The 22,829-nt window shown below is 70.1% G+C and carries 18 protein-coding genes; 8 read left to right on the forward strand and 10 right to left on the reverse strand.

The features are described 5' to 3' along the window. Positions 1-8: 8 nt before the first annotated feature. Positions 9-683, reverse strand: coding sequence for a LysR family substrate-binding domain-containing protein (locus E1300_RS02015; protein ID WP_242618890.1), 675 nt, complete (start codon positions 681-683; stop codon positions 9-11). A gap of 55 nt (positions 684-738) precedes the next feature. Between E1300_RS02015 and E1300_RS02020 the strand changes: the two genes are divergently transcribed. Both E1300_RS02020 and E1300_RS02025 read left to right on the forward strand, forming a co-directional pair. Beyond that, a complete protein-coding gene (locus tag E1300_RS02020) occupies positions 739-1,122 on the forward strand; it encodes a DUF5997 family protein (protein WP_131755119.1) in 384 nt (127 codons plus the stop codon). 66 nt (positions 1,123-1,188) lie between these two features. Next, on the forward strand, positions 1,189-3,978 hold the full coding sequence (locus E1300_RS02025) for a helix-turn-helix transcriptional regulator (RefSeq protein WP_131755120.1): 2,790 nt from the start codon (positions 1,189-1,191) through the stop codon (positions 3,976-3,978). A 488-nt stretch (positions 3,979-4,466) separates the two neighbouring features. On the opposite strand, the gene sigM is transcribed toward E1300_RS02025, so the two are convergent. The 6 genes from sigM to E1300_RS02055 form a co-directional block, all read right to left on the reverse strand. After that, the gene (gene sigM, locus E1300_RS02030; RefSeq protein WP_242618891.1) at positions 4,467-5,069 is read right to left on the reverse strand and encodes an RNA polymerase sigma factor SigM; all 603 of its coding nucleotides are present in this window, start codon (positions 5,067-5,069) and stop codon (positions 4,467-4,469) included. Positions 5,070-5,203: 134 nt separating this feature from the next. Further along, a complete protein-coding gene (locus E1300_RS02035) occupies positions 5,204-5,731 on the reverse strand; it encodes a helix-turn-helix domain-containing protein (protein ID WP_131755121.1) in 528 nt (175 codons plus the stop codon). Between the two features lie 9 nt (positions 5,732-5,740). Continuing rightward, positions 5,741-6,004 (reverse strand): hypothetical protein, encoded by a 264-nt coding sequence (locus tag E1300_RS02040; RefSeq protein WP_131755122.1) that lies wholly within the window; start codon positions 6,002-6,004, stop codon positions 5,741-5,743. An 860-nt stretch (positions 6,005-6,864) separates the two neighbouring features. After that, positions 6,865-8,181 (reverse strand): aspartyl protease family protein, encoded by a 1,317-nt coding sequence (locus E1300_RS02045; RefSeq protein WP_131755123.1) that lies wholly within the window; start codon positions 8,179-8,181, stop codon positions 6,865-6,867. Between the two features lie 25 nt (positions 8,182-8,206). After that, a complete protein-coding gene (locus E1300_RS02050; protein WP_131755124.1) occupies positions 8,207-8,449 on the reverse strand; it encodes a hypothetical protein in 243 nt (80 codons plus the stop codon). A 22-nt stretch (positions 8,450-8,471) separates the two neighbouring features. Beyond that, positions 8,472-9,221 (reverse strand): L,D-transpeptidase, encoded by a 750-nt coding sequence (locus tag E1300_RS02055; protein WP_131755125.1) that lies wholly within the window; start codon positions 9,219-9,221, stop codon positions 8,472-8,474. A 93-nt stretch (positions 9,222-9,314) separates the two neighbouring features. Between E1300_RS02055 and E1300_RS02060 the strand changes: the two genes are divergently transcribed. Together E1300_RS02060 and E1300_RS02065 are read left to right on the forward strand one after the other, a co-directional pair. Further along, a complete protein-coding gene (locus tag E1300_RS02060; protein WP_131755126.1) occupies positions 9,315-10,004 on the forward strand; it encodes a response regulator transcription factor in 690 nt (229 codons plus the stop codon). Beyond that, on the forward strand, positions 9,994-11,976 hold the full coding sequence (locus E1300_RS02065) for a sensor histidine kinase (protein WP_131755127.1): 1,983 nt from the start codon (positions 9,994-9,996) through the stop codon (positions 11,974-11,976). The genes E1300_RS02060 and E1300_RS02065 overlap by 11 nt, the downstream gene beginning before the upstream one ends. 23 nt (positions 11,977-11,999) lie before the next feature. Here the strand turns inward: E1300_RS02065 and E1300_RS02070 are convergent, their stop codons facing one another. Next, positions 12,000-12,713 carry an anti-sigma factor gene (locus E1300_RS02070; RefSeq protein ID WP_131755128.1) on the reverse strand — a complete coding sequence of 238 codons (714 nt, stop codon included), beginning with the start codon at positions 12,711-12,713 and terminating at the stop codon, positions 12,000-12,002. Continuing rightward, a complete protein-coding gene (gene sigK / locus E1300_RS02075) occupies positions 12,710-13,309 on the reverse strand; it encodes an ECF RNA polymerase sigma factor SigK (RefSeq protein WP_370784327.1) in 600 nt (199 codons plus the stop codon). The genes E1300_RS02070 and sigK overlap by 4 nt, the downstream gene beginning before the upstream one ends. Before the next feature lie 93 nt (positions 13,310-13,402). Between sigK and E1300_RS02080 the strand changes: the two genes are divergently transcribed. Together E1300_RS02080 and E1300_RS02085 are read left to right on the forward strand one after the other, a co-directional pair. Then, entirely contained in the window at positions 13,403-15,070 is a 1,668-nt protein-coding gene (locus E1300_RS02080; RefSeq protein ID WP_131755130.1) for a molybdopterin-dependent oxidoreductase, read from the forward strand. A 46-nt stretch (positions 15,071-15,116) separates the two neighbouring features. Next, a complete protein-coding gene (locus E1300_RS02085) occupies positions 15,117-15,764 on the forward strand; it encodes a fasciclin domain-containing protein (protein WP_131755131.1) in 648 nt (215 codons plus the stop codon). A gap of 601 nt (positions 15,765-16,365) precedes the next feature. Here E1300_RS02085 and E1300_RS02090 read toward each other — a convergent pair. Further along, positions 16,366-17,310 (reverse strand): hypothetical protein, encoded by a 945-nt coding sequence (locus E1300_RS02090; RefSeq protein ID WP_131755132.1) that lies wholly within the window; start codon positions 17,308-17,310, stop codon positions 16,366-16,368. 600 nt (positions 17,311-17,910) lie between these two features. Between E1300_RS02090 and E1300_RS02095 the strand changes: the two genes are divergently transcribed. Both E1300_RS02095 and E1300_RS02100 read left to right on the forward strand, forming a co-directional pair. Further along, complete coding sequence (locus tag E1300_RS02095; RefSeq protein WP_131755133.1) at positions 17,911-18,600, forward strand: Na+/H+ antiporter NhaA; 690 nt, start codon at positions 17,911-17,913, stop codon at positions 18,598-18,600. A gap of 472 nt (positions 18,601-19,072) precedes the next feature. Further along, a complete protein-coding gene (locus E1300_RS02100) occupies positions 19,073-22,582 on the forward strand; it encodes a HEAT repeat domain-containing protein (RefSeq protein ID WP_165502634.1) in 3,510 nt (1,169 codons plus the stop codon). Positions 22,583-22,829: the final 247 nt, after the last annotated feature.

Consider the following 22,829-nt stretch of genomic DNA (forward strand, 5'->3'; position numbering starts at 1 on the left):
GACCGCCGTCACCTCCGGCGGCGGTGACGCTTGGGGCTGGGGCGCTTCGGCGGCGGCTTCTTCTTCGCGGGCTGCGGTTGCGGATTGCGGCCGCGGGTGCTGTTGGGAGTGCGGCCGCGGACGATGCCGATCAGTTCCTCCATGAGATCGGTCGTCTCAACCTCAAGCCAAGCCAGCCCGATCTGGGACTGGGGGGCGTCGGTCACGGCGCGGTAGGTGAGGTCCTTGCGGTGGTGGAGGCGGGCCAGAGACTGCGGGAGCAGCAGGACACCGGCCCCCGACGCCACCAGCCCGATCGCGTCAGCGGTGCTCCCAGGACGGGTGAAGGCGGGCTGCCCGGGGCGCTCGTCCCAGGTCAGGACGTCGTCGAGCGGCTCGAACACGTCCTCGTCCGCGAGATCACTGAGCTCCACCTCGTCGACCGCGGCCACCGCGTGGTCCTTCGGCACCACCACCACGGTCGTCTCCAGGTACAGCGGGATCACATGGAGGGCCGTCCGGTCGACGGGCAGGCGCACGAACGCCGCGTCCACACCGCCGTCCCGCAGCAGGGGGACGATCTCGGCGGCGGGCGTCTGCACCAGCCGGAGCGGCACCTCCCGCACCCGCTCGGCCCAGACCCCGGCCCACTTCCCGGGCGTCACCCCTGGCACGTAGGCCAGCCGGAACTCACCATCGGTCACCGGTTCAGCCTAGTCACGCCCGGCCGGCCCCCTCCCGCTGGCTACCCTTGAGATCATGAGCACGTCCAAGGCGAAGACGCCGCAGACCATGAAGCCCGCGACCGCCGCCAAGAAGCTGGGCATCCTGCTGTCGGCGGCGCCCGCCGAGTTTCAGGAAGGCCCCGTCTCCCGGACCGAACTGAACGCGCTCCAGGCCGACCCGCCGCCGTGGCTCGCCGAACTCCGCCGGAACGGCCCCCACCCCCGCCAGGTCGTCGCCGCCAAGCTCCGCGTCTCCATCTCAGGCCTGGCCCGCGCCGGCATCACGGGCCCCCTCACCACGGCCGAGATCGAGGACCTGAAAGCCGAGAACCCCGACTGGCTGGAACGCGAGCGGGCCACCCAGGCCGAAGTCCGCAAACAGGAACTCCGCCTCAAACAACAGCGCCCCAAGACCTGACCGACCCGTCCCAACGCCTCGACCAGGTGACTTTCTCCGGTCTGCCGTCGGACGGTTAGGCTCGGTGTGGGTCAGGTCGGATTCGAGGCGGTGTCCGCCATGGCGCTGTACGGCCGGGATGCTGAGTGCGACGCGATCGACCGACTGCTCGCCGGCGTCCAGGCCGGGGCCAGTGCTTCCCTGGTCCTGACCGGCGAGGCGGGGGTCGGGAAGTCGGCGCTCCTCGCTCACGCCGTGCGGGCGGCCGCCGGGCGGATGCGGGTGCTGCACGCCGAAGGGATCCGCGCCGAGGGCGACCTGCCGTTCGCGGCCCTGACACAGTTGCTCGGCTCGGTCCCGTTGGGCTCGGCCGAGTTGTCCGCGCCGCAGCACGAGGCGTTGCGAGCCGCACTGGCCCTGGGCGAGGCCCCCGCCGCGGGCCTCGACCGTCTGGCGACCGGGCTGGGCGTGATGAACCTGCTGTCGGCGGTCGCCGGCGAGCGGCCCGTGCTGGTGGTGGTCGACGACGCGCAGTGGGTGGACGCGGCGTCCCGGGACGCGCTCGTGTTCGCCGCCCGCCGCCTCCAGCGCGACTCGGTCGGCTTCCTGTTCGCCTACCGCGACGACGACGACCGGACGCGACCGCCCGACCTGCCCCGGCTGCCGCTGTCCGGGCTGGACGTGGCGGCCGCCGCCCGCCTGCTCGCCGACCGGGGCATCCGGATGCGGCGGGCGGAGGCGGAGAGACTGGTCGAACTCGTCCAGGGCAATCCGCTGGCGATGACGGACCTGACCGCCGAGGACGTCCGGCGGCTGACCCGCCCGGACCGCGGTCCGGAGCCGCCGCCGATCGGCTCGGTGCTGGAGGGGGCGTACCGGGAGCGGATCGACCGGCTGCCGCCGGGTACGCGCCGTGCGCTGCTGGTGGCCGCCCTGCTCAAGGAGGACGACGGCCAGGTCCTGCACGCGGCGCTGGCGCGCGACGGGCTCGCCCTGGCCGCGCTCGGCCCCGCCGAGGACGCGCGGCTCGTCACGCTGTCGTCCGGAACGGCGGAGTTCCGCCACCCCCTGATCAGGTCCGCGGTGGCGCAGCTGGCGCGGGCGAGCGATCGTCGCGCGGCGCACCGGGTGATCGCCGCGGCGCTGGCGGAGGAGCCCGGTCTCACGGCGAGGGAGCAGCGGGCCTGGCATCTGGCCGCCGCCTCGTACGGCCCCGCCGAGGACATCGCGGCGGCCCTTGAGGAGTGCGCGCAGCGGGCGGTCGGCATCTCGGGCTACGCTTCCGCCGCGGCGGCCTACGAGCGGGCGGCCCAGCTGTCCGTCCAGCGGGACAAGCAGGCGACGAGGCTGCTCGGCGCCGCCTCCGCCGCTTTCCACGCGGGGCAGACCGCGCGGGCGGCCACGCTCCTGGACAGGATCCGGACCTTCCCGCCGGGGCAGGAGGACGTCCGCTGCGAGGCCGAGGCGCTGCGTGGACGGCTGCAATCGCGGCGCGGTGATCCGCTGAGCGCCTACACCGGCCTGATGGCCGAAGCGCACCGTCTCCGAGAGCAGCGGCCCGACCTGGCGCTGATGCTGTCGGCGAACGCGACGTCGGCCGCGGTGTTCGCCGGCCGCGGCGGTGACGCACTGGCGTCCGCGCGCCAGGCCGCGGAGCTCGGCGGGACGATCGGCGGCCCCTACGCCCTCTACAGCCGATGCATGCTGGGCGGTGTCCTGGCACTGCTCGGGGAGCCGGGCGGGGAGCGCCTGCTGGACGAGGCGTTCGCGCTCCTGCCGCTCGACGACCTGCCGCCGCGGATCCTCCCGCTGATGGGGGACATCGCCTTCGCTTACGTGCTCTTCGAACGCTTCGAGGAGGCCCAGCGCATCCACCGGCTGCTGGCGCGCGCGGCGACACGGCGGGCCGCCGCCGGGCTCATGATCTGGCCTGTCGGCGAGCAGGCGCTGGTCGACTACCGGCTGGGCCGGTGGCAGGCCGCCTACGCGGGCGCGCTGGAGGCCGAGCGGTTGGCCCTGGACTGCGGGCTGGACAACGAGACCGCCAACAACCGCCAGCTCCTCGGCTGGATCACCGCCTCGCGCGGGAGGGCCGCCGAATGCCGTCGCTACGTCGACCAGGTGCTGGAGCAGGCGGCCTCGTCGGGCGCGCGGGTGTTCGACCTGCTGGCCTGCTGCGTCCTCGGCCACCTGGAAATGGGGCTCGGGCACGCGGAGCAGGCCGCTGAGGTGCTGGAGCGGGCACGCGAGATGGCGGCGGCCTTCCGCTTCGGCAACCTGACCCACTACCAATGGGCACCGGAACTCGCCGAGGCGTACGCCCGCCGCGGCCGCGGCTCCGACGCGCAGCCGATCGTCGACCTGCTCGCCGCCGCCGGTGAGCGGAGCGGGAAGCCCCTCGTCCTCGCCCTGTCCCAGCGCTGCCGGGGCCTGCTCAGCGACGACTTCGAGGAGCACTTCCGGCTCGCGCTGGAACTGCACGAGCGCGCGGAGCGGCCCTTCGAGACCGCCCGCACCCAGCTCTGCTTCGGAGAGCGCCTGCGCCGGCGCCGGAAACGGTCGCAGGCCCGCGAGCAGCTTCAAGCGGCCTGGCGGACGTTCAGCACCCTCGAAGCCGACTGCTGGACCGAGCGAGCACGCGCCGAACTGGAGGCCACCGGGGTGAAGGTGTCACCCCGGGCCGTCACGGGAGCCGACCTGCTCACACCGCAGGAAGTCCAGGTCGCACTCCAGGTCGCGGCCGGGGCGAGTAACCGCGAGGCCGCCGAGCGGTTGTTCATCAGCGTCAAGACAGTCGAGTACCACCTCAGTCACGTGTACCGGAAGCTCGGGATAGCCTCCCGCGCCGGTCTCGGCGTCGCACTGGCTCACGACTAGGGTCCGCCCCTGATGCGCCGCCCTGTCCCCGGGCGCTCAATGAAAGGAGTCAACAGAGCAGCTACGGGGGACGTGATGAAAGCCGCCAGACACCTCATGTTCGGCATCGCCGCCACATCGGTGCTCCTGTTCGGAGCCACCGCGTGCAACGGCGACTCCGCCGATGCCCCAGGCGCGAACTCCGGGGGAACGACCTCGGACACTTCGTACACACCGGTCCCTGGCACGGAGACAGTGCCCGAGACCGACCCGCCCTACGAGACCGACCCGGGCCTCACGGACGAGCCGCCCTACGAGACCGACCCGGGGCCGACGGAGGAGCCGCCATCCGGAACCAACCCGTGCGCCTTCGCCGGAGACCCACTCTGCCCACACGCACCGATCACCGTGCCGGCCCCGCAACTGAGCCCTCCGTACTAAGGAGCCCCAAAGCACCTGAGCGATAACCCGGCGATGCGCTCCCGCCCAGATCCGCTGGCGAACAGCCGCTATGCCGAAGTCGCCGACTGCTGGCGAGGGGTGTAGTGCTTCAGCAGGATGGCAAGCCGGCTGCGGCCGCGTTGGCAGCGGCTTTTGATCGTTCCTGGAGGGACGTCGAGGACCTGAGCGGCCTCATGAACGGTATAGCCCATCATGTCGACCAGGACGAGCGCGGCCCGTTGTCCGAAGGGCAGTACTTCCAGCACCTCAGTGATGTCGAGGGACACGTCATGGGCGTCGGCGACGTCGGGGGCGGCGATGGCTTCGAGGATGTCATCGCCGACGGGAACTGCCGGGCGTACTGATTGGCGGCGGAGCCGGTCCATGCAGGCGTTGACGACGATACGGTGCAGCCAAGTGGTCACGGCTCCGTCGCCTCGGAATCTGGGAGCGGCCCGGAATACTTGCAGTAGCGCCTCCTGCAAAGCCTCGGCGGCCTCCTCGGGATCGCCCATGGTGCGGTTGGCGACCGCCCACATCCGGCTGCGGTGGCGCTTGACCAACTCGGCGAAGGCGTCCGGGTGGCCTCGTGCATGCTTGGCCAGCAGTTCCTTGTCGTTGACGCCGACCAGATCATCATCGTCACCGACCGTCTGGCTGATGGTCAGCACGCGCGTTCCCGCCACCGGTCGCGTTGCCTGACCGTTCGCCGAGCTCGCCGATGAATCTTCTGTAACCGAGAGATTTGCCGCGGCAGTTCTGAGGTGGCGCCACTGTCGCTCCCATGCCCGCACCTGGCGGGGGCTCAAGCCACAGGCCCGGGCGTAATCGGCGACGAATCAATGCGTCGCGGGAGGCTGGACCTGGACAAGGTCTCGCTCACCGTTCCGGGAGGCAGTAACAGGCCGCCGGGTGTTCTCCTGTTGAGTTCGCGCAGCGATGGGTTACCCGCCCACTCGCGTAGCCGGCGCATCATCGAGACGAACTGCTCAGGTGTTTCGGCCGCACTCGGATCGGGCGGTTGGACGGTGTGCGCTGCGACGCCTTTGGCCGGGCCGTGGCCGGTGGCGGTGAGCGCCCGGTCATGCAGGCGGCGCAGATGCCGCAGGTCACCGTTACAGGCGCGGGTTATCGCGCGGACCACTTTCCAGGTCGGCACGTGCTGACCGGCGGCCGCTCCTGACAGGGTCGAGGGCGCCAGGCCGGTTGCCCGGGCCAATTCCCGATAGGTCAGCCCACGGCGCCGGCGCAACTGCCGTAGCTCTGAGGCGAGCTCGTACAGTGCGCCGGCGGACGTGGCGATGGGCTGCTCTGGCCGCCCGGCCTCAGCCATGCGGGCTTCTCAGGCCTGATGCGGGCATTCGACGCGCAGCCGCACGACAAGCTCGACGGCGATCACCGCGGTGCCGGCGACGGCTGCCAGCGCGGCCTGCGTCGACCACCCCCGCGCCAACAACCACAAGACCGCGACGAGTACCACTATCAGGATGACGATCGCTCCACCCAGCGGAGTGCGGCGCGGCGCGGATCCCGGCGGCTGAGTTCCGGCCGGGCGGCGCTCGACCCGCGAGCGCAGACGCGCGAGCGCGTTTCTCGGCATGGACATGTACCAGCACCTTTCGTCGACCATCGGCGTGAGACGAGGACTGTGGAGGTGCCGGACCGCCAGCCGGTTACCGCCGCCTGGTGATCGGTGAACGCCTCCCGCTTTTACTTTCCACCGTCGACACCACGCCGTAAATCGATCCCGGTTGTTCGACCGTGTTCGGGTTCCGCGACCGATCCGGGCATCGAGGCGTCCGCAGCCCTGATCAGATCCGTCTGCGTCCCACCGCCCCACAAAGCGCCCACGACCGGGCGCAACGATCCGAAGATTGCCTTACTGGTTCGCTAGATACGTCTTACCCATGGTTCCTCCGCTTCGGCCGTCGCGTCTCACAGACGTAGGAACTATCGGCTAGAGGTGGATCCTGCAGGCTGGCACTCGCATCATCGGCGTGAGACGAGGCACCAGCACACGTGCGGCCCTCCTGTTACCGCAGGAGGGCCGACTTGAACACGTCGATCCGTTGCGGCGAACGTGCGCTTGAGCAATTGCCTTGCATGGCCACCGCAGCGCAATGCGTCCGCGTCTCTTACGTTTCCGAGTTCTTCCGAAGTCGCGCGAGGTAGTACGTCGCCTCGGTGTTGCCGTAGTGGGTGGCGGTTTCGTACCAGCGCTGGGCTTCTTCGTTTTCCCCGTTCGGCGTCGTGCATGTGGCCGCAGCCTGCCGGAGGCGGTGATGGAGGGCGCCAGAGCGTTCGGCGGATCAATGACCGTCATCTTCGCCCTCGAAACGGTGATCATAGAAGTGCTCGCGAAGTGATCGCGTGCTCACCCCCGGCGCTGGGACGGGGGAGGGCGCCTGGTTCGCCCTCCCCCCGATCCGTTCGCGTCGGCGGCTTCAGGTGGGTCTCAGATTGTGGTCAGGTGGCTTTGCCTCGGATGATGTAGAGGTTCATGTTCGTGAAGTCGAGGGTGATGTTGTAGGGCTTCCAGAAGCAGTGGCCGAAGTAGCCGGTCGCGTCGATGCCGTTCCCGTAGGGCCAGGGTGTGTTGATCTGGCCGTTCTTGTCCGCTGTGCAGTAGATGTCGTTGGCGACGGCGTCGCCGATGCGGATCTCCTTGGGATAGCAGGGGTAGACGACGGCCTCGTGGCTGTGGCCGAAGGTCTCGATCGGGCGGTCGGTGTCGGTGCGGATGCCCAGCCGTTCGGCCATCTCCAGGGACGTGCCCACGGCACTTTCGCCGCCGTTTCCGCCGAAGTTCACGCCCATCATCCGCGGGCCCGAGCCGGCGATGCTGCCGATGCTGCCGATGTCGTGGTCACGGGAGATCCAGATTGGGAGGGGCTTGGTGCCCGCCCGTGCGGCGTCGGCGTGGACCTTCCTGGCCGCCGCTGGGGTCGGGCGGCGCAGGATCAGCGATTGGCCCGCGTAGTCGAAGGTGGTCAGCAGGTGGTAGAACACCCAGGTGCCGATCAGGCCGTCGCTGTCGGTGCTGACGTCCGCGCCCGACTCCGTCGACGACCAGCCCACGGGGACGTTGCGCAGTTCGAGGTCGCCCAGCTTGAAGGAGTCCAGTACCCCGTAGTACACCCAGATGTCGAGGCCTTCGAAGTCGGTCTTCTCCTTGTAGACGGGGTCCAGCCCGGCTTCCTTGGCCGCCGACGCGGTCAGGCTCAGGTTCGGGGCGCCGGTGTAGAAGGTGAGACGCTTCGGCGGTCCGCCGTTGAGCGAGGCCTCCACCAGCGGTTGCGGATCCTGCTGCTGCCATTCCACCCGGCCGACGTCCCCGTGGATCTCGTACGGCTTGCCGCGGATCGCCGCGAACCATTGGGCATAGCCCTCCTCGCCGCCCGCTCGCCAGCGCGGTACGGACAGGGCGAATTTGTCCTGCCGGATATAGCAGTCGCCTAGCAGCTGGTTGGTCTCCTTGTCGTCGGGCGCCAGCTTGAGGGCCATGTTGAGGTACTTCTCGGCATCGGGGAACCTGTTGGCAAGGAGCCCGATATAGCCGCGCTGGCGCGCCGCGTGCAGATTCGTGGGATCTGTCCTGAGGATCTCCTCATAGGCGCGGGCGGCCTGCTCAAACTTTCCGGCCCGGAACAACGCGTCCGCGTCACTGCCGTCGGCGTGCGCCCTGGTCGCCTTGCCCAGCAGTGGCGTGGCCGCGGCGGCACCGGCCACCACGGCCGCCCCCTTCAGCAGGGAGCGCCGGTTCCATCCTCCGTGATCAGGCATAGGCTCCTCCTTCCTCGGGACGGGGTCAGCCGGTGTAGTTCGGGGTTCCGGGGATGGCCTTGCCGGGCGGCGCGGCGGCCGGGGGCTGACCGGGGTTCGACGGGTCGCCGGGGCCGGACGGCTTGCCGCCGGGGTGGTTCGGCGGCAGGTGGCCGGGCGACGTGGTGACCGGCGTGGGTGTGGCGGCGGCGGCCTCGGCGGCGACCAGACCGGTGCCGGTCAGGCCGACGCCCAGCGCGGCGGCCGTGATCAGGGACTTCAAGCGCATGATGGTTCCTTCCGGTGGTGTTTCATTTCGTGACGACGACCGGCGTGCCGATCGCCAGGTTCTCGGCCATCCAGGTGATGTCGTCGTTGCTGACCCGCACGCAGCCGTGGCTGGCCTTGCCGCCCAGCGCCGACGCCTTGTTCGTGCCGTGCACGGCGAGCTGCCCGGGGCCGCCCGCGAAGGTCTTCAGCGTCGGTGAGAAGCCGCTCAGCCCGAAGGCGTACGCGCCGTAGGCGCCGTCGGGGTCCGGTGGTCTGACCAGCTCGGTGAAATAGAAGCGACCGGGCGGGGTGGGGGTGCCGCCCTCGCCGGTGGCGACCTTGCCGGTCCGCAGCACCTTGTCGCCGTCGAAGACGGTGAAGCTGAACGCCTTCGGGTCGATCTCCACCCGGCGGGTCGTCGACGACAGGGTGACGTCGGACGCCTTGACCCAGCCGGTGCTGCCGTTGGGCCGGATCGGCAGCAGCACCTTCAGCCAGCCGCCGTCTCGGACGTCGACGAGGAAGACCCGGGTGGCGCCCATCTCGTTGGGACTGGACAGCGTCTTCCAGGCCGCGCCGTCGCCCTTCTGCTTGTGCACGGCGATCCGGCTGCCGCGTACGGTCGCTATCTCCGCACCGCCCTGCCGTTGCCGAGCCGCGGCGGCCGTCGGACGGTCCGTCTTGGGCGGGCCGTTCCCGGAATCGCCCCCGCTCGACGAGCCGCAGCCGGCCAGTCCGGCGATCAGCCCGGCGGCGAGCACGGCGCCGGTGTGAACCTTGATCTGGCGCATGCCGCGAGATGCTGGCCAAGAAAAGTGAAGAACCTGTGAGGCCGCTGTGGTGATCTCGTGGTGCGGGTCCCCGGTCGCCTACGCTCGACAGCCATGTGCGCGAATGTCCTGGTCGCGGAGGATGACGCCAAACATGCGGAGCTGCTGCGCCGCTACCTCCAGCGCGAGGGGCACACGGTTCTCGTCGCCCAGGACGGGCGGGCCGCGATCGACGAGGCCCGCGCGCGGCGTCCCGACCTCGTGCTGCTCGACGTGATGATGCCGAGCGTCGACGGCCTCGATGTGTGCCGCGTGCTGCGCGCCGAGTCCGACGTGCCGGTGCTGATGCTGACCGCCCGTTCGACCGAGGACGACCTGCTGCTCGGCCTCGATCTCGGCGCCGACGACTACGTCACCAAGCCGTACAGCCCGCGGGAGCTGATGGCCAGGGTGCGCGCGCTGCTGAGGAGGACCGGCCGGGACGGCGGCGAGCGGGTGCACCGGGTCGGTGCCATCACGGTGGACCCCGAGCGGCACACGGTGCTCGCGGACGGGCGCGAGGTCGAGTGCACGCCCGCGGAGTTCCGCATCCTGGAGGCGCTGGCCGCGCGGCCGGAGCGGGTCCTCACCCGGGCGCAGCTGCTGGAGCACCTGCACGGTTTCGACCGCTTCATCACCGAGCGCACGGTCGACGTGCACGTGAAGAACCTGCGCAAGAAGATCGAACCGCAGCCGCGGCGGCCGGTCCGGCTGCGGACGGTGTACGGCGTCGGGTACAAGCTGGTCGGCGACCGTGCGCCATAGCCTGCTCGTGCGGCTGGCCGCCGGCTCGGTGCTGATCGCGGTGTGCTCGATCGTGGCGACCGCGTGGCTGGCGGCGCGCGGCACGTCCGGCGAGATCCGGCATCGGCAGGACCGGACGCTCGCCCGGGACGCCCGCATCAACGACGCATTGCTCGGCTACGCGGCGAGCCATCCGCGCTGGGACGGCGTCGGGGAGACCGTGCGCGGGCTGGCCCGGCAGAGCGGCCAGCGGGTCGCGCTGGCGACCGAGAGCGGCATCCGGATCGCGGACTCGGCGGCCGGCCGGGCGCCGCTGCCGGCACGCGCCTCGGCCGTCGTCGATCCGCTCGCTGTGGACGTCTCGCTCACGCCCGGCACGGTCACCGACCGGATCGACGCGCGCGTGGTCGGGCCGTTCCGGCTGCCGGAGTCCGAGCGGATACGGCTGCGCGAGCTGGTCGGCGCGCAGGCGGCGTGCCTGCGCCGCGAGCACCAGCGCGCCACGGTCGTCGTCGGGCCCGGCGGCCGCCCGTACCTGCGCCGCGAGGGCGTCCCGGTCACCCCGGCACCGGGCACGGACCGTCCGGCCGCCGGTGCGCCGTCCGGACACGGCCCTGCGGCACCGCGAACGGCGCTTTCCGGACGCACCGGTACGCGGTTGGCCGCGGTCGCGACGACGTTGAAGCCCGCTTCGCCGACCGAGCGGGTGGACGAGCCGCAGCAGACGAGCAGCACCCCCGGAAAGCCGCCCGGCACGTCCGGCGAACCACGCGGCACCCCCAGCAGGTCGACCGGCACACGCGGCGCGCCGCCCCCGCCGGCGGCGCCCGGCTCACCGCCGTGCTCGCCGAACGCGCCCGGACCGACCGCCACCGAGAGGCGCGCGCTCGACCAGCTCGCCGCCCTGGTCCGCGAGTGCCACGGAAGCCGGGTCGGGGTATGGCTGGACGAGACCGGCAAGCCGGCCGCTCCGGCCTCGGCCGCCGAGTGCCTGGCCACCGCGCGCCGTGCCCAGCTGAGACCGTACGTCGCACCGGCCGCGCTGCTCTACATCGGCTCGCCGGAGGACCGTGCGCCGACCATCGACCCGTACGGCATCGCGGGGGTCACCGCGGTGATCCTCGTCCTGGCGGTCGGGTTCAGCGTGCTCGTCGCCACCCGGCTGACGCGGCCGATGCGGGCGGTGACCGCGGCGGCCCGGCGGATGCGGGCGGGCGACGGCTCCGCGCGGGTCATGGTGCGCGCCAAGGGCGAGGCCGGCGAGCTCGGCGCCGCGTTCAACGAGATGTCCGAGCACCTGGACCGCATGGAGCGGCAGCGCAAGGCGATGGTCAGCGACGTCTCGCACGAGCTGCGCACGCCGCTGAGCAACATCCGCGGCTGGCTGGAGGCCGCCCAGGACGGCGTGGCCGAGCTGGACCCGGCGCTCACCGCCTCGCTGGTCGAGGAGGCCGTGCTGCTGCAGCACATCGTCGACGACCTGCAGCAGCTCGCCCTCGCCGACGCGGGCAAGCTGCGGCTGAACCCCGAGCCGGTCGACGTGGCCGACCTGCTCGAACAGACGGCGACCGTCCATCGCGCCGCGGCCGCGGCCGCCGGGCTGGTGCTGACCGTCGAGGTGACCGGCCGTCCGCACCTGGACGCCGATCCGGTGCGGCTGAGGCAGGCGGTCGGCAACCTGCTCACCAACGCGCTCCGCTACACCCCGTCCGGCGGGCGGGTCGGTCTGCGCGCGTACGCCGACGGCGGCGACGTGCTGATCGAGGTGGCCGACACCGGGCCGGGCATCGCGCCCGAGCACCTGCCGTACGTCTTCGACCGGTTCTGGCGGGCCGAGAAGTCGCGCAGCAGGCAGACCGGTGGCAGCGGACTGGGCCTGGCCATCGTCCGGCAGCTCGCCGAAGCGCACAGCGGATCCGCGGCGGTGCGCAGCGAGCCGCGGCAAGGCGCGACATTCACACTGCGGCTACCCCAGAACGGCCTGACCGGTTGATCGCCCCACTTCGTCATAAGGAACTAGGCGAGAGGGATGGTGAGGACCGGCGGGCCGGTGGGGGCGGGGGAGCCGCCGGTCGGTTCGATGGTGATGCCGAACGTCCGGGCGTCGCCGAGTCCGGTGGTGATGACCGGCTTGGACGTCCCGCGCGGGTCCAGGGTGCCCGCTGAGCGCGGTGCCGCGGGCCCGAGCCACCACATCTGGTAGGTCTTGGCGGCCGGGAGGCGCCGCAGGCGGGCCGTGGTGACGACGGCTCTGTTCAGTGCGCGGGACGAAACGACCGTGACGGTGGCGGTGCCTTGCGCGTGGATGGTGGAGGCGTGGGCGTCCGGTGCGGTCAGGACGACGCCGACCTGCCGGTCGAGGGCCTGCGCTCGTCCGGCTCGGTCGTGGAGGTGCACGGCGATGCCGCCGCCGGTGAGGGCGAGCACCAGGCAGGCCGCGGCGGCGAGCCGGCTCAGTCCGCGGGCGGCGCGGGGGGAGGGCAGGCGGCGGGGGAGCGGGGGCGGCGCCTGCCGGGTGCGGGTGATCTCGGCCAGGACGCGGTCGCGCAGCGCGTCCGGTGGGCGGCGCGCGGCGGCCAATGCCAGCCGGGTCGCCGTCTCGCGGAGTCCGCTGGTCTCGTCGGCGCAGGTGGGGCAGCCGGGCAGGTGGCGTTCGAAGCGGCGGCGCTCGGTGCCGGTGAGCGCGTCGAGCGCGTAGGCGCCGGCGAGGTGGTGCGGGTCGTGGCTCATGGCTGGACTCCCAGGCAGTCGCGCAGGCGGATGAGCCCGTCGCGCATCCGGGTCTTGACGGCGGTCAGGCCGATGCCGAGCAGTTCGGCGACCTCGCGGTAGGTGTAGCCGCCGTAGTAGGCGAGGGTGATCGATTCGCGCTGCCGTTCGGTCAGGCCTCGCAGGCAGCGGCGCACCTGCTGGTGCTCCAGCCGGGTGCCGGCCTCCTCGGCGACCTGGTCGTAGTCGGGCGCGGGCGCGGTGGCGCGCTGCTCGCGGTCCCGGTCGGCCTGGGCGGAGCGGACGCGGTCGACGGCGCGGCGGTGCGCGACGGTGAGCGCCCACGAGATGGCGCTGCCCCGGTCCGGGCGGTAGTGCGAGGCCTTGCGCCATATCTCGACCAGCACGTCCTGGGCGATCTCCTCGGCCTGGGCCGGGTCGCGGACGACCCGCAGCGCCAGCCCGTACACCGGGCCCGACAGCCGCTCGTACACCTGCGCGAAGGCGTCCCGGTCGCCGCGCGCGACGCGGCCCAGTAGCTCGGACAGGTCGGGCGACCCATCGTCGGCCGGCCGTGTCCCGTGCGGCGGGCTGCTGCGCCGTTGGTTCGTCTCCACACCGACTGTTCGGTGCGGACGGCCTGAAGGATGGGTTTCGAACGCGACGAAATCCGGACCCATCCACCGACCGTCCGGCCCCGAACACCGGTTGTGACAGGCGAACGAGCGACCGGGCCGCCGCGGCGGGACACGCCGCGGCGAACGGCGCGGGCCGGGGCGCTGCGGCGGGTCGCCGCCGCGGCCGGTGGAGTGCTGGCCGCCGCGGCGGCGCTGGGCGCCGCGGAACTGGCGGCCGGCGTGCTGGGCCGCGCCACCGCTTCACCGCTGCTCGCGGTCGGGGCGGGCTTCATCGACCTCACTCCGATGTGGCTCAAGGATCTCGCGATCCGCCGTTTCGGCGACGACGACAAGACCGTCCTGCTGATCGGCCTCGCAGCCGGTGTCACGATCGCCGCGCTGGTGCTCGGGCTGGTGAGCCGGCGGCGACCGGCGTGGAGCCTGGCCGGGCTGGCGGCCTTCGGCGCCGTGGGGATCGCGGCGGCACTGACCAGGCCGACGGCGCGGCTCGCCGACGCGGTACCGTCCGCGGTCGGCGCGCTCGTCGGCATGGCCGCCCTGACCCTGCTGATCCGCAGCGCCCGATCCGCCGAACGAAAGGCCGTCCGCGGCCCGCAACTCGAAGCCGAAGGGCTCGATCCGGAGCTCCCGGGTGGACCCAAACGCCGTCCCCAGGACGAGCGGACGGGGCTGCCGACCGCTCGGCGCCAGGTGTTGCTGACCGGTGCCGGCGTGGCGGGCGTCGCCGCGGTCGGCGGTGTGGCGGGGCGGCTGCTGCTGCGCCGCGGCGACGTCTCCTCCGTTCGCGCCGGCCTACGGCTGCCGCGCCCGGCCGGCCCGGCGCGTCCGGTGCCGGCGGGCGCGCAGGTGCAGGCACCGGGGATGACGCCGTTCCGCACGTCCAGCAAGGACTTCTACCGGGTCGACACCGCGCTGGTGCTGCCGCGGGTCGATCCGCGCGCGTGGACGCTGCGCATCCACGGCATGGTCGCCCGTCCCGTCGAGCTGTCGTTCGACGACCTGCTGCGGCAGGCGCTGGTCGAACGCGACATCACGCTGGCATGCGTGTCCAACCAGGTCGGCGGCGACCTGGCGGGCAACGCCCGCTGGCTGGGCGCGCCGCTGGCCCCGCTCCTGCGCAGGGCCGGGATCCTCGGCGGCGCCGACCAGATCCTGTCGCGCTCGTCCGACGGCATGACGCTGTCCACCCCGATCGAGACGATCCTGGACGGGCGCGACGCGCTGCTGGCCCTCGGGATGAACGGCGAGCCGCTGCCCATCGCGCACGGCTTCCCCGCCCGCATGGTGGTCCCCGGGCTGTACGGCTACGTGTCGGCGACCAAGTGGGTCGTCGACCTCAAGGTCACCCGCTTCGCCACCGACCAGGCGTACTGGACGAAGCGCGGCTACGCCCCCCGCGCCCCGATCAAGACCTTCTCCCGCATCGACGTGCCCAAGCCGCTCGCCACCGTGAAGGCGGGACGGGTCGCCGTCGCCGGCACCGCGTGGGCCCAGCACCGCGGCGTCGACGCCGTCGAATGGCAGGCCGACGACGGGCCGTGGCGTCCGGCGCGGCTCGCGCCCGTCCCCGGCCTGGACACCTGGCGCCAATGGATCGCCGAGTGGGACGCCGCGCCCGGCTCCCACACCCTGCGCTGCCGCGCCACCGACGGCACCGGCCGCACCCAGCTCGAGCACCGGGCCCCGCCGTCCCCGGACGGCGCGACCGGCTGGCACTCGGTGGTGATCACCGTCACCTGACCAGCCCGCCCGCACCGCCACAACCGATCACGATCGAGGAGTTCCCATGAACCGCACCCGCACCGACCGCCTCCGGATCACCGCGAGCGTCCTGGCCGCGGCGGCCATCGCCACCGGAGCGGCGGCCTGCTCAAGCGACGACTCCGACGGAAAGACCGCCGCCGCGCCGGCGGGCTCGGCCGCCCCGTCCACCGCCATGAGCGGCTCGCCGTCGTCGGACCGGCCGTTCGGACCCGCCTGCTCCGCAGTCCCGGCGTCGGGCAAGGGCAGCTTCAGCGGCATGTCCACCGACCCGGTCGCGACCGCCGCGTCCAACAACCCGGTGCTGTCCACCCTGGTCAGCGCGGTCAAGAAGGCCGGACTCGTGGACACGCTCAACTCCGCCAAGGACATCACCGTGTTCGCGCCGACCAACGACGCCTTCAGCAAGCTCCCCAAGGCCGACCTCGACAAGGTCCTGGCGGACAAGAAGACGCTGACCGGCATCCTCACCTACCACGTCGCGGGACAGAAGATCGCCCCGGCCGGGCTGTCCTCGGGCGAGTTCAAGACCCTGAACGGCGCCGCGCTCACCACCAGCGGCTCAGGCGAGTCCTTCACGGTCGGCAAGGACGCGCACGTGGTCTGCGGCAACGTCCACACCGCCAACGCCACCGTCTACATCATCGACAACGTCCTAATGCCTCCCAAGTAACCGACCAAACCACCCCACCCCACCCGCCGCGCAGAGCGTGCCGTGGACGGAAAAGCCGGCAGTCGACCGCGGTCCGGGCAACCAGATAGGGCTGTGAGCCCAACAGAGGTGCCAATACCCAGCCCGGCCCCGGCCGGTGCCCGCGATCGGCAGACTCACACCCGAGCTCTGCCGATCGCGGGCACTGCACACCGAACGCATCACCCGGCCAAACCTCAGTGACCTGCTCAATGCTGACCACCGGCCCCACCTCGGCATCCCAAGAACCAACTCCAGCACTCCGGCCTGACCGTCCTCTTCAGCCGCTACCCTGCGCGGACGGTCCTGGTACCTCCTGTGCACAGACCTACTACGAGGTTCCGCAGGATCCAGGCGGTTTCGGGGTGGCTCGGTCGATGAACGTGCTGCTCGGCTACGAGACCACGAGCGAGCGCAAGGCTGATTCAGCCGCGGTACCGGCCACGGCACTGACTACGGGCCGCTGTACGACTTGTCCGCGCGGACCGGGCGTCGGCTCGTCAGCGCACTAGCCAGCGCGCCGCAACTCCGACACAGGTCAAGCTCGATACATAGCTGGACCAGGGCGAGGCGATGGGAAGGATCAGCCGGTGCGGAGGATCCGCCAGGCGGCGTTGGCTTGCGCAGTATAGTCAGTTCCAGCGTCGACAAATTGGTTGGTACCGGGTACGTCCTCGCGAAAGAACGCGCCAGGACTCCTGTCGGTAGTGGGGAGCTCTAGGTCCGCAGTGGTGAACGAGCCGCCGCCGTAAACGTCCTCGATGAATTTCGCCTGAGCTTCAGCGCTCCCGAGATTGTACCAAGACACGCTCTGGTTCATGCGAGGTCGCCAGTCATAAGGATCATACCCTTTATTGAACACCATGCTGTCGAGCTGATTGAATGCCGAGTTCCCGATGTAGCCGAATCCGCCGAACTGGAATTGCCAGACGTGCACTGACTCGTGGACCACGGTGGACAGGGAGTTCACAGGAAGATAGATCGTGAATCCCATGGTGAAGGCTCGGCCTGACCCGGTGAGGATTCCGGCTTTTCCGTCGACGACGCGGATGGCGGCGTAGTTCAGTGAGTCATGATAGATCGGTCTCAGAACCGCTTTCTCTATCTCGGTGAGGGGGCGTTTGCGGGCCTGAACCCCGATGAGAGTCTGGACCCAGTCCACGATTCTAAGCGCGATGAAAATGATCAGCCCGGTTCCAGCGTAGAAACCGTCCTTGATGAGTTGCCAGACGTCTTTCAGGGCTGTGACGAGGATGTCGGTGTTTCCGGTTACGAGCGCGATGATACCAACGATGATCATCACGACGGTGCACACGGTTCGGTACACCCAGCGGACCACGATGATCGCGACCCATTCGACGACTTTCACCACGACCCACAGCAGCCAACAGAAAAGCTTGTTGAGGCAGAACATCCACCAGATGCAAGGCTGCTCCTCGCATGTCTCCTGCAGTTGGTCGACCCACTTGTCGAAGGGCTGGAGAACGGTTTCCTCGATACGTTCGGCCTGCTCCTTGCATGACAACATGGCTTGCCCCCTAGTGTCCTGCCCGCATGCCTTGTCGCCGCGTTACCAGGGTCGTTACGTCCCTGGCTGTTGCCGACAACCCAGTCCGGAGTTCCCGCGCCAACGAGTTGAAGCGGTGGCGTGCCCACCACAGCCCGGCACACTTTCCGACCACACCGCCTGTGGCTACGGCGGCGATCGCCAGCAGCAGTGGAATATCCAGGACGAACACCAGACAGGCCAGGGCCGCGCCGATCATGCCACTGCCGCACCCGCACGCGTTCCCGTACCGCTGCAGGCCAGCGTGCAGGCGTGACGCCTCCTGGGGTGGGAGGGCCTGTAAGCCGGTGAAGATGTGACCGCGCACCTCGAACGAGTCCGGGACTGCGCCGCTGTCTACCTCTGGCATCAAAGTCCTCCCGGTCCCCGCGCCGGGGTGCGAGGCGAATCCCGACGGGCGCTCTCTGCCGGATGTTCACCGGATCCTGAGGCGCGGGTGGTGGCGGCTCCGATGATGCAGTGCGCAACCAGCTAACGCCGGAAAGTGGTCGGGAGGCAACACTGCGGACCGGAAGCGGCCTCCACCGGTGACCGGGTCAGAGCCGCCGCCAGGCTTCGGCGATCTTCTTCGTCGTCGGCTTGAAGCTCGAACGCGAGTTGACCGGCGGCGATTTGCGCGGCCCGCGCCGCGCTGCCGATCGCCGCCGCCGTCGGCGGCATGATCGGGCCGCCTCGATCTACCTGGCCGTCAACGCGGTCGCCGCCAACGGCACCAGCGACGGGTGGGCGGTGCCGATGACGACCGACATCCCCTTCGCGCTGGTGGTCCTGGCGATTATCTCCACCCATCCGCCGTCCGGACTGCGGTCGTTCCTGATCACCCTCGCCGTAGTTGACGATCTCCTGGCAGTCGCGGTCATCGTGGTGTTCTTCACCGGCTCGCTGAACCTGCTTCCGCTGGCCGGGTTCCTCACCGCGATCGTCGTGTTCGGGTTGTCGACTTGCCGCGGCATCACCGCCTGGTGGCTCGTCCTCCCCCCTCGCGGTCACCGCCCGGGCGCTGCACGCTCGCTCCGGGTCGTCTGCTCGGCGGCGCTACGCAACCTTCTGCGGCGCTCACGCCGCCTGCCAGCCCAGACACTGGCGGCGCACGTCAGCACCAGGCCGGTGGCCGCCGCAAGAGAAGGCGCCCAGGACGGAGAGCCGTGCAAAGAACCGGTCATGTCGGCTCCTCACGGGGAAGCGGACGGGCGGCCGACTCCCCCGGGGAGAGGCCGCGTCGCGACGGCGCACGCTGATGAGGTGGATTGACCGCACCGGACGCCCTTGCCTGAGACAGCCGAAGAACTCCTGCCAGGCTTGTTAGCTGCGTCCTCAACTCACACAGCCACGCTGAAACGACATTGTCGGAAGCATGGATCTGCTGACACGGAGATAGCCGCACTTAAGGTATCTGGCCCGGAAGGAAGAACATCAACTGCGATCCATGGGCGAGAGTGCAATCCCCGTGTCGGCCGTGCGTCAACTACGTAAGAGTCGACCTTCAGGATCATCTTGCCGATCTCTATACGCGGATGATGGTCGAGATCGACGTGGATTGGCCTGGGTGACGTAAATGATGATCTCCATTGTTATGGGCAAGATCGGTTCTGTGGGGGCGCGGTTGGCCTGATTCGGCCCGATCGGGCTGCGCTGTGACATCTGCGTTGTCGTCCTGCGTGAGAGCGGTGACCCTGGGTGGATGCGCGGGACGGGCGGAGGTTGGTGGACGAGGACGCATGCTGTGACAGCGCTGCTCGTCGGATCCGCGGTCGGGCTGATCGGGAATCTGGCGACCAGCACGGTGCAGATCGATGCGGCGTGGTGGGCGCCGGCGACCTGGTCGGCGACGGCAGCTCTGGTCGTAGCGGCAGTGGCGCTGGGCTGGTATGACGGGCGTCGAACCCTCAAGGTCGCTGCCCAAGCCGAGCGGAGCGCTGAGGTTGAGGCTGGCGAAGCGTTCGCGGCGGTGCGGCGGGAGTATGCCGAACGCCTGCGGGATCGGTACCGGCGAGTGGATCTGGAGGTCTTGCTGCCGTCGGATCAAAGTGAGCATCCGGCGATGCTGCTGGGTGAGGTCTTCGTCCCGCAGTTGGTGCGAACTGATCCGCCGCCACGTGAATTGTTGGAGTTGCCCCGGGAGGTGCTGCAGCGTCTGGTAGGCGCTGGTGAACTGACAGAGTTGCCGGGGGGAGTGGACCGGATTCGGCTGCAGCGGGTGCAGCGGACCTATCAGAATCGGCCGGCGCGGCCGGTGCTGGCGGCGGTGGCGGCAGCGGCAGGCGGGGTGGTGGTGCTCGGCGATCCGGGGGCGGGCAAGTCGACTTTTGCCCGGTATTTGATGCTGGCGCTGGCAGCCGGGGAGTTGCATACCGATGATGCCACAGCCGCAGGACTTCCGGCCGACCTTGCCGAGCGGCTGCCGGTGATGGTGGAGTTGCGGCAGTTCGCTGATCCGCGATGGCGAGACGCGAAATTCCTCGACTTCCTGGACGACCGGTATCAGCGGGAGGGCTTGGGATTGCCCCGGCCGATGCTGGAGCGGTTCCTGAGCTCGGGTGGACGGGCGCTGGTGGTATTCGACGGGTTGGATGAGATCTTCGAGCCCAGGCAGCGCAACGCGATAGCCCGGCAGATCGACTGGTTCGCCCGCAGTCATCCGCAACTGCGCGTCGTGGTCACCTCACGGGTGATCGGCTATAACCGGGCGGTGTTCGACCGGGCCGGTTTCACCACCCTGATGCTGCAGGACCTGACCCGCCAGCAGGTCAGGCAGTTCACCACGGCATGGTTCGACCGCAGTTGCGCAGGCCGACCCGCCGATGCCGTGCGGTTGCGCAACCGCATCCTGACCGCGGTCGCCGACTCGCCCGCGGTCGCCGAGCTGGCGGGAAACCCGATGCTGCTGACGATTCTGGCGATCATCGCCCGCCGCCGCGAACTGCCACGCGACCGCCGCACCGTCTACCAGCACGCGGTCATGCTGCTGATCGACCAATGGGACGTCAACAAGGAACTCGCCGACCAGCACACCGGTCTTCCTCGCCTGGAGCCCCGCGACAAGCTGCGCATGCTCCACACCGTCGCCCGCCGGATGCAGGACGGCCCCGCCGGCCTGGCCGGCAACCACCTGCCCGGTGACGAGCTGACTGCGTTGTTCCGGAACTACTTCACCGGCCAACTCGCCTTGCCCACCGACCGTGCGGTACAGGCGGCCCGCACCATGCTTCAGCAGTTGCGCGACCGCAACTTCATCCTCGCCAGTTACGGCGCCGACCTGTACGGGTTCGTCCATCGCGCGTTCCTGGAATATCTGGCCGCCGATGAGATCAACCAGCGCTTCACCAACCGCGCTCTCAACGAACAGGAGCTACTTGAGATCTACGGCACCCGCTGGAGCGATTCTTCCTGGACAGAAGTCCTGCTTCTGCTTGCCGGAATGGTGCCTGAACAGTTCGCCGTCGCCGCCATCATCCACCTGTTGAACGCCGACCCGGCCTGGCGCGCCCGAAGTGGTCCTCCACATCACCTACTGCTGGCCTTGCGTGCTGCGGCAGAGATCGACCACAGCCCTCAACTCACGTCCCACGCCCGCACCATAACCATCGCCGTCATCGAACTCATCAACACCGTCCGAAAACGAGGCTTGTTCGGTGTGGACTGGATGAACGACCTCAGCAGGGCACTGCCTCCGATAGCGCTCGCTTCCTCGGCTGGACGACGGTGGCTTCAGCACGAGCGTTACCAGCGCTGGTACCTTTCCTCGCCTGGCCCGTCACCCGCTTCCCGGCGTCTGGCGGCACGGTGTTACCTCCTCACGCGTCCTCAATCGTTGCCACAACTCCAGCACACCGCGCTTCACGAGATGCACGCTGACGTGCGGCGGGCTGCGGTGGAAGCGGTGGGCGCGGGCTGGGCCGGCGATCCTGAGGTCCTGCCTTGGCTTCGCGACCGCGCCACCAACGACCACGACACCAACGTGCGCTGGACTGCAGTGCAAGCGATGGGCGCAGGCTGGGCCGACGACCCTGAGAATCTGATGTGGCTTAGTGACCGCGCCATCAACGACCGGAACGCCAATGTCCGGCGAGCTGCGGTGGAGGCCATGGGCGTGGGCTGGGCTGGCGACCCAGAGATCCTCCTGCGGCTAGGTGACCGCGCCACCAACGACCAAGACGCCAGCGTCCGGCTGACCGCCGTGCAGGCGATGGGGTCGGGCTGGGCCGGTAACGATGAAGCCCTCACCCTCCTGCGCACCCGTGCCGCCAAGGACCAAGACAACGATGTGCGGTGGGGCGCGGTCAAGGCGGTGGGAGTGGGCTGGGCCGGTGACGCCAAGGTTCTGGCATGGCTTCGCGATCGCGCCATCAACGATCACGACGACGATGTGCGACGAATAGCGGTCGAGGCGATAGGGACGGGCTGGGACGGTGACGACAGCGTTCTAACGTGGCTCGGCTGCCGCGCCACCGACGATCGACACGGCAGTGTGCGGCAGGCTGCGGTGCTGGCGGTGGGAACGGGTTGGGCCGGTGACGCCAAGGTCTTGGCGCGGCTCCGCGACCGCGCCACCAACGACCAGGACACCAACGTCCGACAGGCTGCGGTGCTGGCGGTCGGGGCGGGATGGTCAGGCGACCCTGAGATCTTGGTGTGGCTCCGTGACTGCGCCACCCACCATCAGGACGCCAGCGTGCGGCGAACTGCAGTCGAGGCGGCAGGATCGAACTGGAGCAGTAACGACGAAGCCCTCGCCCTCCTTCGCGACCGCGCCGGTAACGACCTCAACGCCAGCGTCCGCCGGGCCGCAGTACAGGCCATGGGGACGGGCTGGCCCGGTGACGCCAAGGTCCTGGTGTGGCTCCGCGACCGCGCCACCAACGACCGAGACGCCAGCGTGCGGCAGTCCGCGATGCAGGCGGTGGAGGCTGCGGCGGTGAGCTGGATGGGCGACCCTGCGATCCTGGCGTGGCTAGGCGATCGCGCCACCAACGACCAGGACGCCAGCGTGCGGCTGACCGCGGTCCAGGCGATGGGATTGGGCTGGCCCGGTGACGCCGAAGTCCTGGCGCGGCTTCGTGACCGCGCCATCAACGACCAGAACACCGACGTACGGCAAGTCGCGGTTGAAACCATGGGTTCGGGCTGGCCCGATGACGAAGAAACCCTGATCCTCCTCCGCGACCGCGCCACCAACGACGAGCATGCCAACGTCCGGCACGCGGCGGCAGCACTGCTGGCCTTCCTTACCTGAAGGAAGCTGAGAAGGCTGCAAGGTCTGGCGGCTTGGCGAGTGTTGCGCGCCAAGTCGTGCAACGCCTCACCAACACCGCCAAGAACTTCGGTGCCCCGGCAGAGACGATCAGCTCGGCTGCGGCGTCATCAACAGCCCGCGCACCCGGGGAGACGGCTGGTAGCCGATCCTCGCGCCGCTTCGAGTTCCGGGCCCAGTACGACGTCCGCAGCTACCAGGGCCGAAGTTCCATCGGCAAGCGACAACG

Origin of the sequence: Actinomadura fibrosa, from assembly GCF_900659615.1 — a bacterium.
Taxonomy (GTDB): Bacteria; Actinomycetota; Actinomycetes; order Streptosporangiales; family Streptosporangiaceae; genus Spirillospora; species Spirillospora fibrosa.

What these genes read in the sequence shown, in the direction of transcription:
- E1300_RS02020 (WP_131755119.1), top strand. Translation starts at nt 739, where the DNA reads ATGAGCACGTCCAAGGCGAAGACGCCGCAGACCATGAAGCCCGCGACC.
- E1300_RS02035 (WP_131755121.1), bottom strand. Translation starts at nt 5,731, where the DNA reads ATGGCTGAGGCCGGGCGGCCAGAGCAGCCCATCGCCACGTCCGCCGGC.
- E1300_RS02040 (WP_131755122.1), bottom strand. Translation starts at nt 6,004, where the DNA reads ATGTCCATGCCGAGAAACGCGCTCGCGCGTCTGCGCTCGCGGGTCGAG.
- E1300_RS02045 (WP_131755123.1), bottom strand. Translation starts at nt 8,181, where the DNA reads ATGCCTGATCACGGAGGATGGAACCGGCGCTCCCTGCTGAAGGGGGCG.
- E1300_RS02050 (WP_131755124.1), bottom strand. Translation starts at nt 8,449, where the DNA reads ATGCGCTTGAAGTCCCTGATCACGGCCGCCGCGCTGGGCGTCGGCCTG.
- E1300_RS02055 (WP_131755125.1), bottom strand. Translation starts at nt 9,221, where the DNA reads ATGCGCCAGATCAAGGTTCACACCGGCGCCGTGCTCGCCGCCGGGCTG.
- E1300_RS02060 (WP_131755126.1), top strand. Translation starts at nt 9,315, where the DNA reads ATGTGCGCGAATGTCCTGGTCGCGGAGGATGACGCCAAACATGCGGAG.
- E1300_RS02070 (WP_131755128.1), bottom strand. Translation starts at nt 12,713, where the DNA reads ATGAGCCACGACCCGCACCACCTCGCCGGCGCCTACGCGCTCGACGCG.
- E1300_RS02085 (WP_131755131.1), top strand. Translation starts at nt 15,117, where the DNA reads ATGAACCGCACCCGCACCGACCGCCTCCGGATCACCGCGAGCGTCCTG.
- E1300_RS02090 (WP_131755132.1), bottom strand. Translation starts at nt 17,310, where the DNA reads ATGTTGTCATGCAAGGAGCAGGCCGAACGTATCGAGGAAACCGTTCTC.